At 69.6% G+C, this 22,066-nt stretch carries 21 protein-coding genes; 2 read left to right on the top strand and 19 right to left on the bottom strand.

Features of this window, described 5'->3' with window-relative positions:
- Positions 1 to 135 precede the first annotated feature (135 nt).
- The 9 genes from GVN21_RS09030 to murC all read right to left on the bottom strand — a co-directional run bounded on the left by GVN21_RS09030 (position 136) and on the right by murC (position 8,647).
- A complete protein-coding gene (locus tag GVN21_RS09030) occupies positions 136 to 549 on the bottom strand; it encodes a hypothetical protein (RefSeq protein ID WP_166574404.1) in 414 nt (137 codons plus the stop codon).
- A 56-nt stretch (positions 550 to 605) separates the two neighbouring features.
- The gene (locus tag GVN21_RS21355) at positions 606 to 1,286 is read right to left on the bottom strand and encodes a 2OG-Fe(II) oxygenase family protein (RefSeq protein ID WP_166574403.1); all 681 of its coding nucleotides are present in this window, start codon (positions 1,284 to 1,286) and stop codon (positions 606 to 608) included.
- Positions 1,287 to 1,433: 147 nt separating this feature from the next.
- On the bottom strand, positions 1,434 to 2,762 hold the full coding sequence (gene ftsA, locus GVN21_RS09020; RefSeq protein WP_166574402.1) for a cell division protein FtsA: 1,329 nt from the start codon (positions 2,760 to 2,762) through the stop codon (positions 1,434 to 1,436).
- Positions 2,763 to 2,790: 28 nt separating this feature from the next.
- On the bottom strand, positions 2,791 to 3,564 hold the full coding sequence (locus GVN21_RS09015; RefSeq protein WP_346764236.1) for a cell division protein FtsQ/DivIB: 774 nt from the start codon (positions 3,562 to 3,564) through the stop codon (positions 2,791 to 2,793).
- A gap of 67 nt (positions 3,565 to 3,631) precedes the next feature.
- Positions 3,632 to 4,600 carry a D-alanine--D-alanine ligase gene (locus tag GVN21_RS09010; RefSeq protein WP_166574400.1) on the bottom strand — a complete coding sequence of 323 codons (969 nt, stop codon included), beginning with the start codon at positions 4,598 to 4,600 and terminating at the stop codon, positions 3,632 to 3,634.
- Positions 4,597 to 6,012, bottom strand: coding sequence for a M28 family peptidase (locus GVN21_RS09005; RefSeq protein ID WP_166574399.1), 1,416 nt, complete (start codon positions 6,010 to 6,012; stop codon positions 4,597 to 4,599). The genes GVN21_RS09010 and GVN21_RS09005 overlap by 4 nt, the downstream gene beginning before the upstream one ends.
- A 69-nt stretch (positions 6,013 to 6,081) precedes the next feature.
- Positions 6,082 to 6,969 (bottom strand): UDP-N-acetylmuramate dehydrogenase, encoded by an 888-nt coding sequence (gene murB, locus GVN21_RS09000; RefSeq protein ID WP_166574398.1) that lies wholly within the window; start codon positions 6,967 to 6,969, stop codon positions 6,082 to 6,084.
- Complete coding sequence (locus GVN21_RS08995) at positions 6,966 to 7,232, bottom strand: hypothetical protein (protein ID WP_166574397.1); 267 nt, start codon at positions 7,230 to 7,232, stop codon at positions 6,966 to 6,968. The genes murB and GVN21_RS08995 overlap by 4 nt, the downstream gene beginning before the upstream one ends.
- Positions 7,229 to 8,647, bottom strand: a complete 1,419-nt coding sequence (gene murC / locus GVN21_RS08990; RefSeq protein ID WP_166574396.1) for a UDP-N-acetylmuramate--L-alanine ligase — start codon at positions 8,645 to 8,647, stop codon at positions 7,229 to 7,231. The genes GVN21_RS08995 and murC overlap by 4 nt, the downstream gene beginning before the upstream one ends.
- Here murC and GVN21_RS08985 point away from each other — a divergent pair.
- Positions 8,646 to 9,143: a hypothetical protein gene (locus GVN21_RS08985; RefSeq protein ID WP_166574395.1), complete on the top strand. Its 498-nt coding sequence runs from the start codon at positions 8,646 to 8,648 to the stop codon at positions 9,141 to 9,143. The genes murC and GVN21_RS08985 overlap by 2 nt on opposite strands.
- Positions 9,144 to 9,153: 10 nt before the next feature.
- Positions 9,154 to 10,314 carry a serine hydrolase domain-containing protein gene (locus GVN21_RS08980; protein ID WP_166574394.1) on the top strand — a complete coding sequence of 387 codons (1,161 nt, stop codon included), beginning with the start codon at positions 9,154 to 9,156 and terminating at the stop codon, positions 10,312 to 10,314.
- Positions 10,315 to 10,686: 372 nt separating this feature from the next.
- On the opposite strand, the gene murG is transcribed toward GVN21_RS08980, so the two are convergent.
- The 10 genes from murG to GVN21_RS08930 form a co-directional block, all read right to left on the bottom strand.
- On the bottom strand, positions 10,687 to 11,784 hold the full coding sequence (gene murG / locus GVN21_RS08975; RefSeq protein ID WP_166574393.1) for an undecaprenyldiphospho-muramoylpentapeptide beta-N-acetylglucosaminyltransferase: 1,098 nt from the start codon (positions 11,782 to 11,784) through the stop codon (positions 10,687 to 10,689).
- 94 nt (positions 11,785 to 11,878) lie between these two features.
- On the bottom strand, positions 11,879 to 13,051 hold the full coding sequence (locus GVN21_RS08970; RefSeq protein WP_166574392.1) for a putative peptidoglycan glycosyltransferase FtsW: 1,173 nt from the start codon (positions 13,049 to 13,051) through the stop codon (positions 11,879 to 11,881).
- Positions 13,048 to 14,469 carry a UDP-N-acetylmuramoyl-L-alanine--D-glutamate ligase gene (gene murD / locus GVN21_RS08965; RefSeq protein WP_166574391.1) on the bottom strand — a complete coding sequence of 474 codons (1,422 nt, stop codon included), beginning with the start codon at positions 14,467 to 14,469 and terminating at the stop codon, positions 13,048 to 13,050. The genes GVN21_RS08970 and murD overlap by 4 nt, the downstream gene beginning before the upstream one ends.
- Before the next feature lie 16 nt (positions 14,470 to 14,485).
- Positions 14,486 to 15,598 (bottom strand): phospho-N-acetylmuramoyl-pentapeptide-transferase, encoded by a 1,113-nt coding sequence (mraY, locus tag GVN21_RS08960; protein WP_166574390.1) that lies wholly within the window; start codon positions 15,596 to 15,598, stop codon positions 14,486 to 14,488.
- A complete protein-coding gene (gene murF, locus GVN21_RS08955) occupies positions 15,598 to 16,980 on the bottom strand; it encodes a UDP-N-acetylmuramoyl-tripeptide--D-alanyl-D-alanine ligase (protein ID WP_166574389.1) in 1,383 nt (460 codons plus the stop codon). The genes mraY and murF overlap by 1 nt, the downstream gene beginning before the upstream one ends.
- A complete protein-coding gene (locus tag GVN21_RS08950) occupies positions 16,977 to 18,428 on the bottom strand; it encodes a UDP-N-acetylmuramoyl-L-alanyl-D-glutamate--2,6-diaminopimelate ligase (RefSeq protein ID WP_166574388.1) in 1,452 nt (483 codons plus the stop codon). Before GVN21_RS08950 ends, murF begins: the two co-directional genes overlap by 4 nt.
- The gene (locus tag GVN21_RS08945; protein ID WP_166574387.1) at positions 18,425 to 20,158 is read right to left on the bottom strand and encodes a penicillin-binding protein 2; all 1,734 of its coding nucleotides are present in this window, start codon (positions 20,156 to 20,158) and stop codon (positions 18,425 to 18,427) included. The genes GVN21_RS08950 and GVN21_RS08945 overlap by 4 nt, the downstream gene beginning before the upstream one ends.
- Positions 20,155 to 20,601: a cell division protein gene (locus GVN21_RS08940; RefSeq protein WP_166574386.1), complete on the bottom strand. Its 447-nt coding sequence runs from the start codon at positions 20,599 to 20,601 to the stop codon at positions 20,155 to 20,157. Before GVN21_RS08940 ends, GVN21_RS08945 begins: the two co-directional genes overlap by 4 nt.
- Complete coding sequence (gene rsmH, locus GVN21_RS08935; RefSeq protein ID WP_166574385.1) at positions 20,598 to 21,542, bottom strand: 16S rRNA (cytosine(1402)-N(4))-methyltransferase RsmH; 945 nt, start codon at positions 21,540 to 21,542, stop codon at positions 20,598 to 20,600. The genes GVN21_RS08940 and rsmH overlap by 4 nt, the downstream gene beginning before the upstream one ends.
- Positions 21,539 to 22,021, bottom strand: coding sequence for a division/cell wall cluster transcriptional repressor MraZ (locus GVN21_RS08930; protein WP_166574384.1), 483 nt, complete (start codon positions 22,019 to 22,021; stop codon positions 21,539 to 21,541). The genes rsmH and GVN21_RS08930 overlap by 4 nt, the downstream gene beginning before the upstream one ends.
- Positions 22,022 to 22,066 lie beyond the last annotated feature (45 nt).

Here is a 22,066-nt window from a genome sequence, read left to right as displayed (position 1 = left end):
GAGCTGAGGATTTTTGTTGCGACATAAGGGCTTGCGCGAATCGCGACGGCTGGCCGCAGCGATCCACAACTGTGGATGACGCTGCGTTTTCGGGGATCGTTGAGTCGGAAGTGAGTCCGTCCGCCGGCGAACGACTCAGTTCCACCAGCCAAGGATAGAGGCGCGATTCCGTCCCTGGGGCGCGATAAGGCTGATCATCGGTGCGGCAGAGGCCGGAAACAGGGTCAGGGCGCCGGGAACGGGGCGGTAGCCCTGCACCCGCCCTTCCGCCCCCTGAAACAGCAACAGGCCGCCCCACTCCGAGCGCCACCCGGACGGGCCGAGGTCGAGCAGGAAGCCGCCACGCGCAGTCTTGGGTAGCAGCCTGGCAAGAGCCTGGCCGGGTCGGAGCAGCAGGGCCTGGGTCGAGTGGCCGTGGACCGGGCCATAATGTTCGCCGGCCAGTGTGAGGACCGACGCCGGGTCGAACCCACCTGGGTCATTCAGGAGCGCCGACACCGCCTCGGAACCGAGAAAGCCCTCGCGCCGCACCGGCCCGGTCTGGTCCAAGCTCAGAGCCCCCGCTCAAACATTACTGGGATGTAACATCAGCTGTCGCGCGCGGTCTAGCTCGGCGCCTGCGACCGAATCCAGCCGGTGATGGACAGCCGGGGCTCACCCGCATAGGGGGCGACCATCGACACGGCGTGGCGCTGGGGGACACGGAAGATGTTCAGGGCGTTGAACGAGGGGGTGTAGCCCTCGGCCACATGGTCCTCCTCATCGAGGAACATCAGGATGCCGCCCCAATCGGCCCGCCAGCGGGCGGTGAGGTTGAGCACGTAGGCATAGAGGCGATGCTTGCCCGGCGCGGCGTCATCATGGGCGGTGAGGAAGTGGCCGGGCAGGTAGCGTGTGGCCATGGCGTCGCAATAGACGATGCGGTCATCGCCGGTCAGGGTGCGCAGGAAATCGAGGAAGGGCGCGTCGTTGACGAAGGCCTGCCAGGCGGCCAGGGCCGGCTCCACAGGGCGGCCGGCGTCCAGGTCCTGGCCGATGCGGACGGTGTCGAACATGTAGCGGAAGGCGTCACGAGCGGTTTGGTGCGCCCGGCGCTCGAGGGCGTCGCGCTCGGCCGCATCGAGGGCCGTGTATTCGTCGATGGGAATGTCGAGGTCCGTGCCGTCGTCGCTCTGGCGGATGCTGCGTCGCCAGGCCGTCGAGCCGGCCACGGCGCCGGCCAGGGCGGCGGCGTCCGCGGGAACGAGTATGCCCGGGATGTGCAGCCGCTCGTATTGCTTGAACACCGGCGCGTAGTTCGCCGGACGCAGACCAGAATCCAGCCTTAGCCTGGAAGCCTCCCCAGCCATCCCACCCTCTGCCTTATTCGCCCCCGCGAATGCTCAACGGATGAGCGAGGGGCGCGGGGGTGGCAAGTTAAGGATCGGACAGGTTCAGAGGTTGTCGCGCAGCCAGATCAGGGTCTTCACGAAGCCATTGGCATTCGGATCGACCGGGGCGCGAGGCGTCTTGATGGTGGCCAGCAGCTTCTCGGAAACCGCCTCGCGAGGGCCGAAGGCGGCGCGGTGGAGGATGCCGGCGGCGGCGCAGAAGGCCGGGCCGGTGACGGCGTCGGCCAGGTGCGGCACCCGGCGGGGCCGGCCCAGGCGCACGGGGCGGTCGAAGACCCGGACAGCGACCTCGCGCACGCCGGCCAGCTGGCTGGCGCCGCCGGTCAGGATGACGCTGGCGCCGGGGTCGATCATCACCCCGGCGTTCTTAAGCCGGTCGCGGAGCAGTTCCAGGGTCTCCTCGACGCGGGGCGCGATGATGCCCTTCAGCAGGCTGCGGGGCGCCACGACCGGTCCGGCGCCGGGATCGTCGCCGCGCGGCGGGGCCTCGATCATTTCGCGGTCCTCGTTGGCCGAGGCGATGGCGGAGCCGTGCAGGGTCTTGATACGCTCGGCGCCGGCGCGGCTGGTGGACAGGCCGCGAGCGATGTCCTGGGTCACATGCTCGCCGCCGACCGGCAGGCTGTCGACATGGATCAGGCTGCCGCCGGCGAACACCGCGGCGCTGGTCGAGCCGCCGCCCATGTCGATGCAGATGCAGCCCAACTCCATCTCGTCCTCTTCGAGCGCGGCCAGGGCCGAGACGAAGGGGGCGGCGACCACGCCTTCGAACTCCAGGTGGGCGCGCTCGACGCAGTGGCTGAGGGTCTGGAAGGTGTTCTCGGCGATGGAGACCACGAGCAACTCGAGGCCCAGGCTCTTGCCGAACATGGCGCGCGGGTCGCGCACCCCCTTCTGGCCGTCGACCGACCAGGCGATGGGCAGCAGGTGGATCGGCTTGCGGCCCGGCAGGCGGATTTCGGCCAGGGCGGCGGCCAGGGCGCGGGAGCAATCGCCGTCGCTGATCGGCCGGGCGCCCAGGGAGACGCGGGCCGAGACCCGGCAGGAGGCGAGCTGGCCCCCGGCGGTGGCCACGGTGACGCCCTGAACGGCGGCCAGAGCGACGCCCTCGGCCCGCTCGACGGCCAGGGCGATGACCTCGGCGGCGTCGTCCATGCTGGCGATCGCGGCGCCCTTGACGCCCCGCGACTGGACATAACCCACGCCGGCGGCCGTCAGGGTGCGGTCGGCCTTGCGGACGCCGTCGGGCTTCATGACGAAGCAGGCGACCTTGGAGGCGCCCAAATCCACGGCCGCGATCAGCGGCTGGCGCGACAGCGCCGCCTTGAGGGTGTCCCTGGCCTGGCGGCTCTTGGTGTCAGGACGCGACATCGACTTCAGCACGGACCGCGAACTCCCATCAGACACCACCTCCGAATTGCGCGGTCGAGGCCACTTCCCGGCGGCGGAAGGCCGGGGCGCCAGGCTCGCGCAGGTCGATCCGCTCCAGGCCCGACTCCAGGATACGGTCGCGCCGGTCGAGCAAATCGAGTTCGATCAGGGCGCTTTCCTCATCGACGGCCGGCAGCAGGATGATCAGGCCGTCCTTCAAATGGATATCCCAGCGGCGCTCATCGACCCGCACGATCGCCTCGACGCGGGATTTCAGGCGCGGCCGGCTGGCCACGGATTTCAGGATGTCGGCGGCGACCGTCTCCGCCCCCTGCCCCACCACCAGCGGCAGCTGGGGGAAGGCGGCCGGGTCGGCCTCGGGGATGATCCGGCCGGCGCCGTCGATGACCCGCAGGCGCCCGCCCTTCTGCCAGACGGCCAGCGCGCCGCGCTCCTTGACCTCGATCATCAGGGTGTCGGGCAGCAGGCGAACGACCCGCGCTTCCTGCACCCAGCCGACGTTGTTGACGCTCTCCTGAACCGTCGCCAGGTCCAGCCCCAGGATGGCCTCGCCCTTGGCCGGAGCCAGGACGGCGCGGATGGCTTCCTCGCCGGCCGGGGTGGCGCCCGCGACATGGATTTCCTTCACCGTGAAGCCCCAGCCGGTCGTTCGGTCGGCCAGCGCCTGGGTGGTGGCGTCGGCCAGGTGCTGGGCGCGGTTGCCGGTGGCCAGGGCGACGAGCACCCCAAGGGCCAGCACGGCGCCGGCCGTGGCCAGGGCGACTTTCGGGGGCAAACCCACGCCGCGCGCCGCGCGCAACTTCACGGCCGCCCCACCCCTCACGGGCGTGGCGGCTCGGGACTTCGGACTAGGGCTTTTGCCCTGAGGACCGGCTTTCCGCCCGCCCCCCCGCACCGCCGCGGGCATACGCGTCCTCCACGATCCAGAACACCAAGTCATCGAACGACACACCCTGGTGAGCCGCCTGCTCCGGAGCGAGGGAGGTCGGCGTCATGCCCGGCTGTGTGTTGACCTCCAAGAGAACCAAATCACGCTTAACAGGGTCATAACGAAGATCGCTTCTGGTAACGCCGCGACAACCTAAAGCGCGGTGCGCGAGCTCGGCGAGGCGCAGGGCCTCGTCATAATCGGCCTTGGGCATGCGGGCGGGGATGATGTGCTCGCTGCCGCCTTCCCCATACTTGGCCTCGAAATCGTAGAATCCAGCGGTGGGCACGATCTCGGTCACGGCCTGGGCGACGCCGTCCATCACCGCCACGGCCAGCTCCAGTCCATCGATGAACGGCTCGACCATCACATCTTCGCCATGGGTCCAGGTCGGGGCGACGACTTCCTGCGGCGGGCGGTTAGCGCCTTCCTTGACGATGAAGACCCCGACCGAGCTGCCCTCGGCGTTGGGCTTGACCACATAGGGCGGCGGCAGGACGTGGTCGCGGGCGACATCATGGCGGTTGAACAGGCCGCCGCCGGGTACGGTGACGCCGGCCGCCGCCAGCACGGCTTTCGCCTTGGCCTTGTCCATGGCCAAGGCCGAGGCGAGGACGCCGCAGTGGGTGTAGGGGATGGCCAAGGTCTCCAGGATACCCTGGACACAGCCGTCCTCGCCCCATTCGCCGTGCAGGGCGTTGAAGCAGACGTCGGGCTTCAGGCTGGCCAGGACCTGGGCCAGGTCGCGGCCCGCATCGATGCGGGTGACCGTGGCGCCCAGCCGCTCGAGGGCATCGGCGCAGGCGGCCCCGGAGACCAGGCTGACCGGCCGCTCGGAGGACAGACCGCCCATCAGGACGGCGACATGGTGACCGGCGAGACGGCTCATTTCGCCAGCGCCCGGAAGTCGATGTCGCTGTCGGCGATCACCCAGAGCACGACCACCCAGGCGGCGACGTTCTGCTTCAGCTGGATCGGGTCGACCTTGTCCAGGGTGTCGTCCGGCGAATGGTGCAAGTCGAAGTAGCGCAGGGCGCTCTGGCGCAGGTTGAACACCGGCACGCCGGCCGCCTGGATTTCGGAGGTGTCGGCGCCGCCGAACAGGGCCGGGTCGCGGGAGACCATGATCTTCAGCGGGGCCATCAGCGCCGGCAGGTCGGCGAACTGCGGCGCGCGGACTGAGCCCTTCGGCAGCATCAAGGCGTAGATGCTGTCGGCGCCGAGGTCGCTTTCGGAGGCGACCACGAAGTTGGCGAGGTTGTCGCGGTGCATCCGCTCGAAGGCGTCGCCCGAGCCGCCCCGCTCCTCGCTGCCCCACATCACCACGCGGATCGTGCGGGCCGGATGGCGCGGCAAGTCGCCGATCAGCTTGGCCGCGGCGGTGGTGATCCCGATGCCAGAGGCGTCGTCGATGGCGCCGGTGCCGACGTCCCAGCTGTCGAGGTGGCCCCCGATGATGATCACCTCCTCCGGCCTGGAGGAGCCGACGATGTCGCCGGAAATATTCCAGGCCACGGCCTTCTCGTTCACGGTCGAGGCCATGTTGAGCTTGATCTTCACCGGACCCTTGGCGGCCAGCTTCTCGATCAGCTCGGCGTCCGGCACCCCGATGGCGGCGGCCGGAATCTTGGGGACTCCCTCGGCATAGCTGGTGCCGCCGGTGTGGGGGCTGCGCAGGTCCGAGGTTGAGATGGAGCGGACCAAATAGGCGACCGCGCCGCGCTTGGCCGCTTCCGATGGGCCCGAGCGGCGAGCGATGCCGGCGGCGCTGTACCCGGCGCCATCCAGGGTGCGGGTCATCGGGGCGGTGACCACGGCGATCTTGCCCTTCAGCGAGCCTTCCGGCGCGGCCAGCAGGTCGGCGTAGGCCGGGAAGACGACGATCTCCGCCTCGATGCCCTTGGCCGGGGTGGGTACGCTGCCGCCCAGGCCGATCATGGCGAGCGACCATTCATAGGGGGCGACGATCGAGGCCGACTCCGCGCCGCGCGTCCAGCTGGGCTTGGGGAACTCCTCGACCTTGATGTTGGTGAAGCCCAGGTCCTCGAAGGTCTTCACCGCCCAGTCTTTTGCCCGGGCCATCCCCGGCGAGCCGACCAGCCGGTGGCCGATGTCGGTGGTCAGGGACTCGGTCAGCTTCCAGGCGGTGTCGTCCTGCAGGGCCTTGTCACGCAGGGCCGCGGCCGTCTCGTAGGTCGGCTGGCGCGGGGTCTGGGCAAGGGCCGGCCCCTGGGCGGCGGCCGGCAGGCTGTTGGCGAGAAGGGCGAAACCGGCCGCGAGGGCGAGGAGCTGTCTGCGCATAGGGGCCGGGTGCGATACGGGGGCGACAGTGTCAAGTGAAGGGTGTGTGCACACACCCGGCCGGATAGATCAGGGCCGTCCGATCCGCTTGATTTCCCACTCCAGCTGCACACCGGTCTTGGCCAGCACATCCGTTCGCACGGCCTCGCCCAGGCCCTCGAGGTCGGCCGCAGTCGCCTCGCCGGTGTTGATCATGAAATTGCTGTGCAGCTCGGAGAACTTGGCGCCGCCGTGGAGCTTGCCTCGCCAGCCGGCTTCATCGACCAGCTTCCAGGAGGAGTGGCCTTCCGGGTTCTTGAAGGTTGAGCCGCCGGTCTTCTCGCGGATCGGCTGGGTGGTTTCGCGGCGGGCGGTGATCTCTGCCATCCGGCCCTTGACCGCCTCGGCGTCGTCGGGGCGGCCGCGGTAGGTGGCCTCGACCCAGATGATGTCTTCCGGCGCCTGGCTGTGGCGATAGGTGTAGCCGAAGTCGGCGAGCTGGAACGTCCGCTTCTCGCCGTTGCGGTCGTAGCCCCAGGCGCTGACCAGAACGTCCTTGGTCTCGGCGCCGTAGCAGCCGGCGTTCATGGTCAGGGCGCCGCCGATGGTCCCCGGAATCCCGGCGTAGAACTCCAGGCCGGCCAGTCCGGCATTGGCGGCGGCGCGGGCGACGGCCGCGTCCAGCGCGCCGGCGCCGGCCGTGATCAGCTCGCCCTCCACAGAGACGCCGGCAAAGGCCTTGCCGGCCAGGCGGATGACGATCCCGGGCACCCCGCCGTCGCGGATGATCACGTTGGACCCGACGCCCAGCGGCAGCACGGTAGCCTCAGCGGGCAGGTTACGCAGGAAGTGGGCGAGGTCGTCGCTGTCGGCCGGGATGAACAGCGCCTCGGCCGGGCCGCCGACGCGGAACCAGGTGAACGGGGCCAGGGCTTCGTCACGCAACAGTTTGCCGCGCACGGTCGGGAGATCGGTCATGTCTTGGCCTTACGGGCGGCGGTGTCGGCGTGCCAGAGGATCAGGCGTTCCGCCTCGGCGGGGTCATAGGTCTCAAACACCGGGGTGCGGCCGGCGCGATCCCAGTGGAACATCTCGAACCGCAGGGTTGGGGTCTCGATGACGTCCAACCAATAGCCGGGCTCGAAGCCGCGACCCTTGTTGAGTTGCGGCAGATGCTTGGTTGGAATGCGCCGGCGGCGGCACTCGGCCTCGATGTCGCGGAGGAAGGCGGTGGGGGTCAACCCCGCGCCTCCAACTGCCCCGGCAGCGCATAGGCCCAGGCGGTGATGTCGCCCGCCCCCAGAAAGACCACCAGATCACCCGGCCGCGTCTCGGCGGCGATCAGTTCCGGCAGGTCGGCGGAGCTGTGCAACGGCAGGGCGCGGCGGTGGCCGAAGCGTTTCATGCCCTCGATCAGGTGGTCGCGATCAACGCCCTCGATGGGCTGCTCGCCGGCGGTGTAGACATCGGCCACGATCACCGTGTCCGCGTCGTCGAAACAGGCGGAGAACTCGTCCATCAGGTCGCGCAGGCGGGTGTAGCGGTGGGGCTGGACCACGGCGATAACTCGGCCGTCCGGGGTGACCGCACGGGCGGCCTTGAGGACCGAGGCGATCTCTACCGGGTGGTGGCCATAGTCATCGACAATGCGCACGCCGCCCACCACGCCGGTGGTGGTGAACCGGCGCTTGACCCCGCCGAAGCCGGCCAGGCCCTTCTTGATGTCCGTGTCGGCCACGCCCAGCTCGCGGGCCACGGCAATGGCGGCCAGGGCGTTGGCGACGTTGTGGTCGCCGGCCATGGGCAGGGCCAGGCCTTCAAGCACCCGGCGCTCGCCGTCGGGAGGGGTGAACTGGACGTCGAACTTCGCCCCTTCTGGCCCCATGGTGACGTTGAGGGCGCGGACCTCGGCCTGCGGATTGACGCCGTAGGTGACCAGCCGGCGGTTCTCCACCTTGGCGGCCAGGGCCTGGACTTCGGGGTGGTCGAGGCAGACGGCGGCGAAGCCGTAGAAGGGGATGTTCTCGACGAAGTCGCGGAAGGCGCGGCGGGCGGTGTCGAAATCGCCGTAGTGGTCCAGGTGCTCGGGGTCGATGTTCGTGACAATGGCGCAGGTCGACTTGAGCTTCAGGAAGGTGCCGTCGCTCTCGTCCGCCTCGACGACGATCCAGTCGCCCTCCCCGACCTTGGCGTTGGTGCCGTAGGCGTTGATGATCCCGCCGTTGACGACCGTAGGGTCGAGGCCGCCGGCGTCGAGCAGGGCAGCGACCATCGAGGTCGTCGTGGTCTTGCCGTGGGTGCCGGCCACCCCGACGGAGAACTGCAGCCGCATCAGCTCGGCCAGCATTTCGGCCCGGCGGACCAGCGGCAGGCGTCGTTCGCGGCCGGCGACCATCTCGGGATTGTCGGCCTTGACGGCCGTGGAATAGACGACGGCCGAGGCGCCCTCGACATGCTCTGGCGCATGGCCGATGAAGATGCGCGCGCCGAGTTGTTCCAGGCGCTCGGTGTTGGCGCTGGGCTTCATGTCGGAGCCCTGCACGATGTAGCCGATGCGGATCATGATCTCGGCAATGCCGCTCATGCCGATCCCGCCGATGCCGATGAAGTGGACGGGACCAAGGTCGAACGGAACGGGGCGGCGGCGGGCGATCATGCGACGCGGATTAGAGGATTTGGCGACCTTGGGGAATGGGGCGGTGCTGGCCGCGTTGTTGTTGGCCGGAACGGCCGCCGCCGCCGAGGGGCCGACCCTGCGCCCGACCCAGCTGGGCGCCTTCGCCATGTTCACCGATCTGGACAGCGTGACGCGCGAGGGGACGGTGGCGCGGTTCAGGGTGCTGCAGGTGACCGAGGAAGGATTCACGGCCGGCGGTGTCGCCTATGTCGGCGGCTGGCGGTGGTTCGAGTTGGACTGCGCGGCACGGACGGCGCGGGGCCTGGGGTTCGCCAGCGTCCGGGCCGATGGCGTCGAGGGGCCAGTGACAGGGGAGCCAGGTGCGATGGCGCCGATTCCGGCCGGCGGTCTCGAGGACGATGCGGCGAAGGTGGTCTGTAATGGGGCGTCGCCGTTGGAGGCGCCCGACGTCGAGGGCGTCGATGCCGCGGTGGCGGCTGGCCGGCGGTGGATTCCGACCGGCGAGACCGACTAGGCTGGCCGTCATGAAGCGCTTCATCATCCCCCTGCTCGCCGCCGCCCTCGCGACCGGCGCGCCCGCCGCCCAACCGACGCCCGAGACCGCGCCCAACAGCGTGCTGTTCTGGGCGCCCGCTGGTCGGGAGCGGGCCTTCCGGGCCATGGAGACGGTGATGCCGCACGCCCCGGTGTCTCGCCGCGGCGCGGCCGTCCGTGACCTGCCCAAGGGGGCGCCGCTGGCGCTCGACCCGAGCGCCTATATGGCGGCCCAGCGGATCGCGGGCGTGCTGGTCATCCAGGACGGCAAGGTTCGACTGGAGCGCTACGGCCTGGGGATCGGTCCGGATACCCGCTGGGTCTCCTTTTCCATGACCAAGAGCCTGACCTCGACCCTGGTCGGCACAGCCCTCAAGAGCGGCGCTATCAAGTCGCTGGAGGACCCGGTCACCCGCTATCTGCCGGGCCTCTCGGGCGGCGGTTACGACGGGGTGACCATCCGCCAGCTGCTGACCATGACCTCCGGGGTCGCCTGGAACGAGGACTATGCCGACCCGAAGTCGGACGTCGCCCGCTTCCTGCAGGAGCCGATCGTCGCGGGACAGGATCCGGTCGTCACCTACATGGCCCGCCTGCCCCGCGCACATCCGCCGGGTACGCGCTGGAACTACTCCACCGGCGAGACCAACCTTGTCGGCGCTTTGGTCGCCGCCGCCGAGAAGCGCCCATTGGCGGAACTGCTCAGCGACCGGATCTGGTCGCGCGCCGGGATGGAGGCGGACGCGGTCTGGGCGCTGGACCAGGGCGGGCGCGAGATCGGCGGTTGCTGCGTCTCCGCTACCCTGCGCGACTGGGGCCGCATCGGCCTGATGGCGCAGGACGGCGGCCTGCTGCGTGGTGGGTCCATCGTGCCGGACGGCTGGTTCGCCGAAGCCACCGCCAAGCACGCGGAGACCGGCACGCCCGGACGCGGCTATGGGTTTCAGTGGTGGACCGAGGATGACGGGGTGTTCTCGGCGAACGGCATCTTCGGGCAAAGCATCCGGGTCGATCCCAAGCGGCGGCTGGTGATCGTCATCCTGTCCGCCTGGCCCCAGGCGGTCGGCCTGGACCACAGCAATGCGCGGCGCGCCTTCGTGAACGATGTGCTGAAGGCGGTGGATACTGAGCCGGCTCGGCTGGGACCGTAAGACGTCTGTCAGCCGCAACCGGAGGAGGGAATTTAATTCAAATCCGCCGAAGGCTTGTAGCACCGATGCGGATGTGGCGCTGAACACCCACCCAATCGCAGGTTATGTCGTGAATGTGGGTTGCACCATCGAGGTATCCCGACACGCAAACACGCTTCTGTTCCAGGCGGCTGAGAACCGCAAAGTCTGCAGATAGGCCTTCACGGGGCTCAATGAGCAGGATGCTGGTTGAAGGATCTCCAACTCGCTCCGCCTTTGGGTAGTGTAGAAGCCGAATGCCTTCGGAAAGGTCCAAGATGCCTGTGACGGTGACCGGCTGACCACAAAGCACAGAGCGTCGACTGAGCACCTCATTGACGGACAGACTGTCCATCAGACGAAGGCCGTTCGCTCGACCAGCGTTGCCAGCTCCTCGGCCGCGTCGGGCTTGGCGACCGAGCGGGCGCCGGTGGCCATGCGGGCCAGCCAGGCGGGGTCCTTGAGCAGGGCCTTGAGGGCGCCGGCCAGGCTGTCGACGGTCAGTTCGTCTTCCAGGCAGACGGCGGCGGCTCCCGCGTCCTCCAGCAGCTTGGCGTTGAAGCGCTGGTGGTCGTCGGCGGCGATCTTCAGGGGGATGAGGATCGACGGCTTGCCGGCCACGGCCAGCTCACACACCGTGCTGGCGCCGGCCCGGCCGATGACCAGGTGGGCGGCGGCCAGGCGGCCGGCCATGTCGCGGAAGAAGGGGGCGACCTCGGACCTGACCATGGCGTTGGCATAGGTGGCGCGGGCGATGTCCATCGACTCCTTGCGGGTCTGCTGCTGGACTTCCAGCCGCAGGCGCAGGTCTTCGGGCAGCCGCAGGATGGCCTCGGGAGTCAGCTCGCTGAGCAGGCGGGCGCCCTGGCTGCCGCCGGTGATCAGGATGCGTAGCGGGCCGGTGTCGCCGGGGGCCTCGTAGGGGACTTCGAACAGGGCGCGGATGTCCGGGCGGACCGGGTTGCCGACCACGTGCGCGCGGGCCTTCACCTTCGCAGAGGCCTTTTCCAGAGTCGGGAAGGCGCAGGCGACCTGAGTGACACGGGAGGCGAAGAAGCGGTTCACCCGGCCGAAGACGGCGTTCTGCTCGTGGATCACCGTCGGCCGGCCCTGGATCAGGGCGGCCAGGAGGCCGGGCAGGCTGGGGTAGCCGCCGAACCCGATGACCACGGCCGGGCCCATGCGGCGGAACGCGGCCATGGCTTGCAGGGTGCCGACAAGAACGGCCCACAAGGCCTTGAGCAGGCCGATCGGATCACCCGGCCGGGCGGTGGCGGCGGACAGCGTCAGGCGCTCATCGGCCGGGAACTTGTCGGCATAGAGGGCTCCGCGGTCGTCGGTGGCCAGCACCACCCGCCAACCCCGCGCGGTCAGCACCTCGGCCAGCGCCTGGGCCGGGAACATGTGGCCGCCGGTGCCCCCGGCGGCAATGACGGCCAGACGCGACGCCATACTGTCAGCTTCCTCTTGAGGGGGACCCGCGATGGGCGGGCTTTTGGCATGAAGCGGTGCGGATCGCCATGGGCGCCGGATGGAGCTTTGGCGCTCAGGCGGCGTAGACCCCGCCCATTGGCGAGGGCTGATCGGCCTCGAAGGCGCCCGGCCGCTTTCGGGTGAGGCCGAGCGCCATGCCCATGGTCAGACCCATAGCCAGCATGGAGGAGCCGCCGTAGCTGATGAAGGGCAGGGTCATACCCTTGGTCGGGGCGAGGTTGAGGTTGACGGCCATGTTGATGATCGCCTGCTGGCCGACCAGCACGAACAGGGCGGCCGCCGCGATCTGTTCGAAGCTGTCCTGCAGCCGCATGGCCTTGTGCAGGCCGCGCACCATCAGGAAGGCGAAGACGCCGATCAGGGCCAGCGAAAATACCAGGCCGTATTCTTCGGCAGCGACCGAATAGATGAAGTCGGTCTGCAGGTCGGGGACGCCCTGTTTCATCACCCCTTCGCCGGGACCCCGGCCGAACAGGCCGCCGTTGGCGATGGCCTGCGCCGCCTTGTCCACCTGGTGGGTGTCGGCGCCCTCGGGCGACAGGAAGCGGTCCACGCGGCTGCGGGCGTGGGGCAGCAGAACGTAGATGAGGCCCAGCCCCCCCGCGGCCGCGCCGCCCATAATCGGGATCCAGCTCATCGGCACCCCGGCCATCCAGAAGGCGGCCCCGAAGGCTATGGTGATCAGGATGGTCTGGCCGACGTCCGGCTGGATGATCAGCAGCGCCACGGCCAGGAAATAGAGGCCGAAGGCGATGGAGACGCCGGGCACCCCTTGCCCCTTCTGGCCCTCGGAGAACATCCAGGCGACCAGGACGATGAGGGCGGGCTTGAGGAACTCCGACGGCTGCAGGGTGAAGCCGGCGAAGGTGATCCAGCGGGTGGCGCCCTTCGCCTCGTGGCCCAGGAACGGCAAGGCGGCCATGGTGGCGATCGCCGCGATGTAGATGAAGAAGGCGGCCCGCTTGATGCCCTTCGGCGAGAGCACCGAGATGCCGACCACCAGGGCGCAGGCGCCGACCGCGAAAAAGGTCTGGCGCAGGGCGAAGTGCAACGGGTCATCCAGGCGGAGCCGGACGGCCGCCGCCGGGCTGGAGGTGAAGCTGAGCAGCACGCCCAGCGCGATCAGGATGCCGGTGGCGGCCAGCAGCGGTTTGTCCACCGTCCACCACCAATTGGCCAGGACGCCGCGGTTGGCGCGGGAGATCAGATGCTGATGGGCGCTCATGCGCGGGCCTCGCGGGCGGCGGGCTGGTGGGCGTCGAGCGCCAGGACGGCGGCGCGGAACGCCTCGCCCCGGGCCTCGAAGTCGGCGAACTGGTCGAAAGAGGCGGTGCCGGGCGACAGCAGCACGATGGCTTCCTCGTCGCCCGCGGCGGCGTCGGCATAGGCAGCGGCCACGGCGGCGGCCATCTGGCCACAGCGCTGAACCGGGGCGCGGCCTTCCAGGGTCTGGGCGAACTGTTCTTCGGCCTCGCCGATCAGATAGGCCTTGGCGATGCGCGGGAAGAGGTCGAGCAACGGCTCGATGCCGCCGTCCTTGGCCCGGCCGCCGGCGATCCAGTAGACCTTGGGATAGGCCGACAGCGCCTGGCGGACGGCGTCGGCGTTGGTCGCCTTGCTGTCGTTGACGAAGCGGACCTTGCCGAGCTTGGCCACGGTCTCCATCCGGTGGGCCAGACCCGGGAAGGTCATCAGCCCGGTAGCGGCGTCCTCCGGCGAGACGCCCAGGCCGACGGCGGCGGCATAGGCGGCGGCCGCGTTCTGCCAGTTGTGCTTGCCCGGCAGGGAGCGGGCCATGGTCAGGTCGGCGACCTCGATGGCCCGGTCGCCGGTGGCGTCATAGAGCACGCCCGACAGGACATAGACGCCCCGGCCCATGGCCTTGCCGGCGCTGATCGGACGGATGGTGCGGCGGTTGGCGGCGGTGATCTCGGTGCAGATGCGCTGGCACCAGGGATCGTCGACGCCGATCACGGCGGTGTCACCCTTGCCCTGGTTGAGCAGGATCCGCTTCTTGGCGGTGACGTAGCCCTCCATGTCGCCGTGACGGTCCAGGTGGTCGGGCGACAGGTTCAGCAGGATGGAGGCGTCGGCCTTCAGCGAGCTGGTCAGGTCAAGTTGGAAGCTGGAGAGTTCGAGCACATAGACGGCGCCGCCGTGCATGTCCGGCAGGCCCAGCACGCCAAAACCGATGTTGCCGCCCATGCGCGCGTCGCGGCCGGCGCTGCGGAGGATGTGGGTCAGCAGGGCGGTGGTGGTCGACTTGCCGTTTGTGCCCGTGATGGCGGCCACCTTGGGCCGCTTGTGAGCCGGGGCGGCGTTCACGGCGCGGGCGAACAGTTCGACATCGCCGAGGATTTCCACGCCCTCGGCGGTGGCGCGGGTGACGGTCCAGTGCGGGACCGGGTGGCTCAGGGGCACGCCCGGCGACAGCATCAGCGCGGCGAACTGCGACCAGTCGGCGGTCTTCAGGTCGACCAGCGGCAGACCCTCGGCCTCGGCGGCGGCGCGGCCCTTCTCGTTCTCGTCCCAGAGGGCGACCTTGGCCCCGCCGGCCATCAGGGCGCGCGCGGCCGTCAGCCCGGTCCGGCCGAGGCCGAACACGGCGACAGTGCGCCCTTCAAAACCGACGGCGGGGATCATTGGTCTGCGCCCTCCCCTATCTCAGCTTCAGGGTGGCCAGGCCGATGAAGGCCAGGATGATCGCGACGATCCAGAAGCGGATGACGACCGTGCTTTCGGCCCAGCCCAGCTTCTCGAAGTGGTGGTGGATCGGCGCCATCAGGAAGATGCGCTTCCCGGTCCGCTTGAAGTAGGCGACCTGGATCATCACCGACAGGGCCTCGACCACGAACAGCCCGCCGATGATGCCCAGCACGATCTCATGCTTGGCGGCCACCGCGATGGCGCTGATCGAGCCGCCGAGAGCCAGGGAGCCGGTATCGCCCATGAATATCTTGGCGGGCGGGGCGTTGTACCAGAGGAAGCCCATGCCCCCGCCGATGATGCTCATGCAGAACACCGCCAGCTCGCCCGAGCCCGGCACGAACGGCACGGCCAGATAGTTGGCGAACATGGCGTTGCCCACCAGGTAGGCGATGATCCCGAAGGCGGCGGCGGCGATCATCACCGGCACGATGGCCAGACCGTCCAGCCCATCGGTCAGGTTCACCGCGTTGGAGGCGCCCACGATGATGAACGCCCCGAACGCCAGGTAGAACCAACCCAGGTCGATGATCAGGTTCTTGAACACCGGGAAGGCCACCGAGGTGGTCAGGTGCGGCGCCTCGTTAGGGGTCTGCCCCCAGAGGATCAGGGCCAGCACGGCCAGGACTGCGACCAGGGTCTGGATGAACAGCTTCATCTTGCCGGAGACGCCGGCCGTGGTCTGTTTGGTGACCTTGGCGTAGTCGTCCATGAAGCCCAGCAGGCCGTAGGAGGCGGTGACGAAGATCACCACCCAGACCTTCACGCTGGTCAGGTCTGCCCACAGCAGGGTGCCGACCATCATCCCGGCCAGGATCATGAACCCGCCCATGGTCGGGGTGCCGGCCTTTTCGATGACGTGGCGGGCGATGCCGTCCTCGCGGATGGGCTGGCCCTTGCCCTGTTTGGTCCGCATCCAGCGGATGAAGCGGCTGCCCATCGCCACGGCGACGAGGAAGGCGGTGGCCCAGGCCATGCCGGCGCGGAAGGTCTGGTACTGCAGGAGGTTCTGCAGCGGCAGGGAATAGTCGTTGGCTTCCAGCCACTGATAGAGCAGGTACAGCATCAGAAGCCTCCCCCGGGGCCATCGAGCGCCGCCAGCGCCTGGGCGATCAGCCCCGCGCGCGACCCGTTCGAGCCTTTGACCATCACCACGTCGCCCGGCTCGATGGCCGTCGCGACCAGCGGCGCGAGGGCCGCTGCTGTTTCGGCGTAGCCGCCCCGGCGAGTCGTCGGAAGGGCTTCCCAGAGCGATTTCATCAGCGGCCCGGCGACGAAGACCAGATCGATTTCCGCGTCCTCGATAGGCCCTGCAAGGGCCGCGTGCATGGCCGGGCCGTCGGGGCCCAACTCCAGCATGTCGGTCAGCGCGACGATGCGCCGCCCCTCGACCTTGCGGGCGCCCAGGGTGCGGAAGCCGGCGATCATCGAGATGGGATTGGCGTTGTAAGACTCGTCGATCAGGGTGAAGGGAACACCCGGTTTGTGGACCAGTTTTTCCGCGCCGCGACCGGCCAGGGGCTCGAACCGCGAGAGGGCTTCCAGGGCCGTGGCCCGGTCGACCTCCATGGCCTCCAGCATCAGCAGGGCGCAGAGGCTGTTGAGGCCCCAATGGTGGCCGGTCTGCAGCAGGTCGTAGGACAGGGGCTGGCCATGAACCACGGCCGAGACTGTGGCGCGGCCGCCATCGACCTCGAAGCCGGTCAGGCGGGCCGCGCAGGCCTCGCCCGATCCGAAGGACAGCACCTTGGCGCCGGCGGCACGGGCGCGGTCGGCGAGGAAATCGAACCAGCGGTTGTCGGCATTCAGGACGGCGACACCGCCAGGCTCGAGACCATCGAAGATCTCGGCCTTGGCGCGGGCCACGCCGGTCTCGCCGTCCGGGAAGTTCTCGATGTGGACCGGGCCGACCGTGGTGATGGCCACCGCATGGGGGCGGACCATGCGCGACAGCGGGGTGATTTCGTCGGCGTGGTTCATGCCGATTTCGAAGACGGCGCGCTGGGTCGCCTTGGGCATCCGGGCCAAGGTCAGGGGGACGCCGATGTGGTTGTTGTAGCTCTTCACCGACGTGTGGCTGGCGCCGGCTAGGGCCAGGCCCGCGGCGATGGCCTGGGTGACGCTGGTCTTTCCGACCGAGCCGGTCACGGCGCAGCGGCGGGCCGACGAGCGGTCGCGGGCGGCGATGCCGAGGGCTTCGAGCGCTTGAAGGGTTTCGGCGACCTGGACGCTGGGGCCATCCACGCGCTTGGAGGCCAGTAAACCGGCCGCGCCGTCAGCGATGGCCTGGGCGGCGAACTCATGGCCGTCGCGGACGCCGGCGAGGGCGACGAAAAGGTCGCCGCGCTCGACCGAACGGCTGTCGATGGAGACGCCATCGACAGTGAAGTCGGCGGTGGCGGTCCCGCCCGTGGTGGCGGCGATCTCGGCGGCGGTCCAGAGACTCATCGGGCCTCCTTCAGGGCGGCGGCCGTCTCGGCGACATCGTCGAAGGGATGGTTGACCCCGGCGACCAGCTGGCCCTGTTCGTGGCCCTTGCCGGCGATGGCCAGGACATCGCCGTCTTCCAAGAGGGCGGCGCCGGCGCGGATGGCCTCGCGGCGGTCGCCGATCTCGCGGGCGCCGGGGGCGGCGGCCAGGATGGCGGCGCGGATGGCGGCGGGGTCTTCGGACCGGGGATTGTCGTCGGTCACGATTGCGACGTCGGCCAGGCGGGCGGCGATCTCGCCCATGATCGGGCGCTTGCCGGCGTCACGATCCCCGCCGGCCCCGAAAACGGCGATCAGCTTGCCCCGCACATGGGGCCGCAGGGCGGTGAGCAGGGTCTCGAGGCCGTCGGGGGTGTGGGCGTAGTCGACATAGGCCTCGCCGCCGCGCGGACCCGTCCCGACCCGCTGCATCCGGCCCGGGGCTCCCTGGAGCTGTTCGAGGGCGACGAAGACGGCGGCGGGTTGCTCGCCGGCGGCGATGCACAGGCCCGCGGCGACCAGCGCGTTGTCGGCCTGGAAGCCCCCGGCCAGGGGCAGGCGCACGGTGTAGGCGGCGCCCTGGTGGCTGATCGACAGGGTCTGGCCTTCGGGGGTCAGCTCGCGGGCGGTGAGCCGGATGCCCTCCCCGGCTCCGCCGGTGGAGACGATGCTGTGGCCGTGGGCCACGGCGGCGGCGGCGAAGGCCTCGTACTGGTCGCTGTCGGCGTTGAGCACGGCGGTGGAGCCGGTGGGCAGCAGGGTCTCGAACAGGCGCAGCTTGGCGGCCCGGTAGGCGCCCATGGTGCCGTGATAGTCGAGGTGATCCTGGGTGAAGTTGGTGAAGCCGGCGGCGGTCAGTTTCACCCCGTCGAGACGGCGCTGGTCGATGCCGTGCGAAGAGGCCTCCAGGGCCACATGGGTCACACCCATGTCGGCCATCTTCGCCATCAGCTCGGCGACGTCGGCGGCGTCCGGCGTAGTCAGGCCGGGCGCGGTGAGGATCTCGTCGGGCTTGCCAGCCTCGGAGACCACCACGCCAAGCGTGCCCATGCTGCCGGCTTTGCGGCCAAGGGTCGCGAACAGCTGGCGGCAGAAGGTGGCGATGGAGGTCTTGCCGTTGGTGCCGGTGATGGCCACGCAGGTCGCCGGCTGGCGGCCCCAGAAGCGGGCGGCGGCCAGGGCGTAGGCGCGGCGCAGGTCGCCGGCGTGAACCACCGGCACGGTGAGGCCGGAGACATCGTCCGGGGCCAGGACGGCGGCGGCGCCGGCTTCCAAGGCGGTGGGGATGAATTTGCGGCCGTCGGCCTTCGAGCCCGGCAGGGCGGCGAACAGGAAGCCGGGCTGGACCTTGCGGCTGTCGGCGGTGACCCCGGTGATGTCGGGGTTGGCCGACGCCTCACGGCCGATGATTTCGCTCAGGACCTTCACAGGCGCGGCCTCGGATGCAGGGCGGCGATGTCGAAGTCCGGGCGCTGCATCTGGCGGGGCACACCCAGGAACCGGGCGCTGCGGTCGATCAGCCGGCCGGCCGCGGGAGCCGCGACCAGGCCGCCGGTGCGGGCCCCTCCAGTCGGTTCGTCGAGCAGGATCAGGACGAAATAGCGCTTGCCGTCCAGCGGCCCGTCGGTCGGGAAGACGGCGGCAAAGGAAGCCACCTGGCGGGTGCGGCTGTAGGCGCGGATGGCCGGATCGTACTTCTCGCCGGTGCCGGTCTTGCCGCCGACGGACAGGCCGAGCGCGTCAGCCCGGCGGCCGGTGCCCTCCACGACATTGCCGCGCATGATCTTCAGCATCGCGCGGCTGGTGTCCTCGGAGAACACCCGCGGGCCTTCATAGCGCCAGTTGGCGGGCCGCTTGACGATGGTCAGGGGCACAAAGGTCCCCCCGTTGAGCAGGGAGCCCATCGCCTGGGCCAGGGCCAGGGGCGTCACGTTGATGCCGTGGCCGAAGGACACGCTAGCCAGGGCGTCGTCGTTCCAGACCTTCGGGGTCAGCGGGGTGGCGGTCTCGAACAGCTCCAGCTTCGGCCGGCGGGTCAGGCCCATGCCGTCGTAGTAATGCTTCAGCCGGTCGGTCCCGATGCCCAGCGCCAGCTTGGCGGTGCCGATGTTGGAGCTGTGGTTGAAAACCTCGCCCAGGGTCAGGATACGGTTGGTGCCGTGGAAGTCCTTGATGGTGCGGTAGCCCATCCTCAAGGGCGTGCGGGCGTCGAAGGTGGAGTCCATCTGGGCCACGCCGGTGTCGAGGCCGATGGCGACCGTGAAGGCCTTGAAGGTCGAGCCCATCTCATAGAGTTGGGCCGAGGCGCGGTTCTTGCGCTCGTCCTCGCTGAACTTGCCGTAGCGGCCGGGATCGAACTCCGGCAGCGAAGCCATGGCGATGATCTCGCCGGTGTGGACGTCGGTGACCAGGCCGACTGCGTTCTTCGGATGAAACTCCTGGACGGCGGCGTAGAGCTCTTCTTCCAGGGCCGCCTGAACGCGCACGTCGATGGACAGCATCACCGGCTGGCCGCCGGCATAGCCGGCGCGCAACTGCTCCTCCAGGCCCCGCTCGGCGCCCTGCAGCCCCTTGCCGCCGTTGTCGGCGAAGCCCACCAGGTGGGCGGCCAGCGGTCCCATGGGATAGACCCGCCGCGGGGTCTCCTCGAACTCGACGCCCGGCAGGCCCAGGTCATGGATAGCGCTGCGGACCCCGGGGGTCAGCCCCTCGACCAGGACACGGCGTTTGCCCTTGTCCATGATCTCGTTGAATTTGGCGGCCTTGAAGCCCTCGATGTTCCGGGCCAGCACCTGGCGGGTCTCGCGCCGGCTCCAGACGTCGGCCGGCTCGATGAACAGGCTGTAGTGGGTCAGGTTGGCCGCCAGCAGCTGGCCGTTGCGATCCAGCAGGTCGGCCTTGGCCAGCGGCGACAGGGCGGCGGCGCGGCCCTTCTTGCCGGCGTCGGAAAAGGCGGCGGCGAACACCGCACCGCCGGCGACCAGGCCGAACAACACCGCGAAGAAGATCAGCACGATCAGGATGCGGACCCGGGCGTCGTCTTCCGGCCGTCCTGAAGCCTTGGCCCGCTCGAAGGCGTGCTCGATCTTCCACAGCCAGTCGATGGCCCAGCGGACCGGGCGGGGGTAGCGGTGCGGGGTCAGGTCGTGCAGGCTCATTGACCGGTCTCCGCGGGATCGGTGGTGACCGTGGCGACGATCGGCGCCTCCAGCGGTGCGGCGGCCACGCCGATGTCTTCCTGCGCCGGGGTCTCGGGCGCGGCGGGCGTGGCGACCGGGGGCGCGGGGGTCTGGCCGGCGACCAGGGCGTCGAGGCTGGAGATGTCGCCCTCGCGGGCGGCGGCCAGCGGCCCCATGCCCAGCAGGTCCTTGGCCAGGCGCTGCAGGCGCTCGGGCTGCTCCAGGTGGGCGACCTCGGCCTTCAACAGGCGGATGCGCTTGTTCTGCTCGGCGATGGCGCGCTCGGTGCGGGCGATCTCGCGCACCTCGCGGCCCGCGTAGGCCTTGGCCAGCAGCACCAGGATGGCGGTCACCATCAACAGGCCGCAGAAGACGATGTTTATGGTGCGGAAGCCGCGGGTGCGATGCTCGAGGACACTCATGCGGCTGCGCTCCAGACCGGGGCGTCGGTGCGGACGGCGGCGCGCAGCTTGGCCGAGCGGGAGCGGGGGTTGACGGCGGCTTCGCCCTCGCTGGCCTCGAGGGCGCCCTTGTGGATCAGCTTGAAGGAGGCGGGGGCCCCGGCTTCGCGCGGCGGGGCGTGGCGCGATCCGGCCGGGGTGCGGCCCGAACGCTCGGCCAGGAAAGCTTTGACGATGCGGTCCTCCAGCGAGTGGAAGGTGACCACGGCAAGGCGGCCACCCACCTTCAGCGCCCGCTCGGCGGCCAGCAGACCGGCCTCGAGCTCGCTGAGCTCCTCGTTGACCGCGATGCGCAGCGCCTGGAAGGACTTGGTGGCCGGATGGGTCTTGGCGCCGCGCCGTCCGCCAAGCGCCCGCTCGACAACCTCGGCCAGGTCCAACGTGCGGCTGAAAGGCCGCTCCTCGCGACGACGCAGGATGAAGCTGGCGACCCGGCGGCTCTCGCGTTCCTCGCCGTAGACGAACAGGATACGGGCCAAGTCTTCCTTTTCCAGGGTGTTGACCAGGTCAGCAGCGGTAGGCCCGTCCGCGCCCATACGCATGTCCAGGGGCCCGTCGCGCATGAAGGAGAAGCCGCGATCGGCTTCGTCCAGTTGCATGGACGAGACCCCGAGGTCGAGGGCGATCCCATCGACGGCGCCGTCGCCCAGGATGTCGGCCATGGCTGAGAAGCGATCCTCGATCAGGCGAAACCGCCCACCGGCCTCCAGCGGGGCGGCGAAGCGGCGGGCGCTGGGATCGCGGTCGAAGGCGACGACCGAGGCGCCGGTCTCCAGGATGGCGCGGCTGTAGCCGCCGGCCCCGAAGGTGCCATCGACGATGGTCTCGCCCGGAGCGGCGGAGAGCGCCGCCAGCACCTCCGGCAGCATGACCGAGATATGGGGCGTCTCGGCGTTGCTCATTCGGGTTGGCCCTGCTTCTGGGCCCCTAAAACCACATTTCGTTGGGCGGCGCGCAGCTTCGCCAGTCCCTCCCGGGCGCCCTCGCGGGCCGCGGCGCGGCGAGCCTGGAAGGCTTCGCGCGGCCAGATCTGGAACCGCTCGCCCAGGCCGACCAGAACCACCCAGTCCGTCAGGCCGAACTGGTCGCAAAGCTGCGGAGGCAGGGTGATGCGACCGGCGTCGTCGAAGCTCATCTTCGCCAGGCCGCCGTGGATCGACAGCTCCAGGTCCGAGCGCAGTGGATCGCCGAAGGGCAGCTCGTCGATCACCGCCTGGTAACGGTCGAACAAGGCTTTGCCGCCACCCTCGATGCAGTCGAACTCGATGGAGGGGAAGCAGAAGACACCGTCGAACAGCCCGGCGAGGGCAGCGCGAAATTCCACCGGCACCACCAGGCGCCGTTTCGCATCCAGCTGTTTCTCGAATGTCGAGAAGAACACCGCACCCCTGCCCTGACCCTGCGCGACCCCTCGCGTACAGTGCAT

Source organism: Caulobacter sp. SLTY, from assembly GCF_009905535.1.
In the GTDB taxonomy this organism is placed as follows: Bacteria; Pseudomonadota; Alphaproteobacteria; order Caulobacterales; family Caulobacteraceae; genus Caulobacter.
Note: the sequence above shows the minus strand (reverse complement) of the source record. Positions and strands in the feature narration are given on the sequence as shown.

Bases quoted from the DNA above. Each gene is read 5' to 3' on its own strand.
- rsmH (WP_166574385.1), bottom strand. From the start codon at position 21,542: ATGAGCAACGCCGAGACGCCCCATATCTCGGTCATGCTGCCGGAGGTG.
- GVN21_RS09010 (WP_166574400.1), bottom strand. From the start codon at position 4,600: ATGAGCCGTCTCGCCGGTCACCATGTCGCCGTCCTGATGGGCGGTCTG.
- GVN21_RS08970 (WP_166574392.1), bottom strand. From the start codon at position 13,051: ATGAGCGCCCATCAGCATCTGATCTCCCGCGCCAACCGCGGCGTCCTG.
- mraY (WP_166574390.1), bottom strand. From the start codon at position 15,598: ATGCTGTACCTGCTCTATCAGTGGCTGGAAGCCAACGACTATTCCCTG.
- GVN21_RS08985 (WP_166574395.1), top strand. From the start codon at position 8,646: ATGCGACGCGGATTAGAGGATTTGGCGACCTTGGGGAATGGGGCGGTG.
- GVN21_RS09005 (WP_166574399.1), bottom strand. From the start codon at position 6,012: ATGCGCAGACAGCTCCTCGCCCTCGCGGCCGGTTTCGCCCTTCTCGCC.
- murF (WP_166574389.1), bottom strand. From the start codon at position 16,980: ATGAGTCTCTGGACCGCCGCCGAGATCGCCGCCACCACGGGCGGGACC.
- murB (WP_166574398.1), bottom strand. From the start codon at position 6,969: ATGACCGATCTCCCGACCGTGCGCGGCAAACTGTTGCGTGACGAAGCC.
- GVN21_RS08945 (WP_166574387.1), bottom strand. From the start codon at position 20,158: ATGAGCCTGCACGACCTGACCCCGCACCGCTACCCCCGCCCGGTCCGC.
- murD (WP_166574391.1), bottom strand. From the start codon at position 14,469: ATGATCCCCGCCGTCGGTTTTGAAGGGCGCACTGTCGCCGTGTTCGGC.
- GVN21_RS08980 (WP_166574394.1), top strand. From the start codon at position 9,154: ATGAAGCGCTTCATCATCCCCCTGCTCGCCGCCGCCCTCGCGACCGGC.
- murC (WP_166574396.1), bottom strand. From the start codon at position 8,647: ATGATCGCCCGCCGCCGCCCCGTTCCGTTCGACCTTGGTCCCGTCCAC.
- GVN21_RS08940 (WP_166574386.1), bottom strand. From the start codon at position 20,601: ATGAGTGTCCTCGAGCATCGCACCCGCGGCTTCCGCACCATAAACATC.
- murG (WP_166574393.1), bottom strand. From the start codon at position 11,784: ATGGCGTCGCGTCTGGCCGTCATTGCCGCCGGGGGCACCGGCGGCCAC.
- ftsA (WP_166574402.1), bottom strand. From the start codon at position 2,762: ATGTCGCGTCCTGACACCAAGAGCCGCCAGGCCAGGGACACCCTCAAG.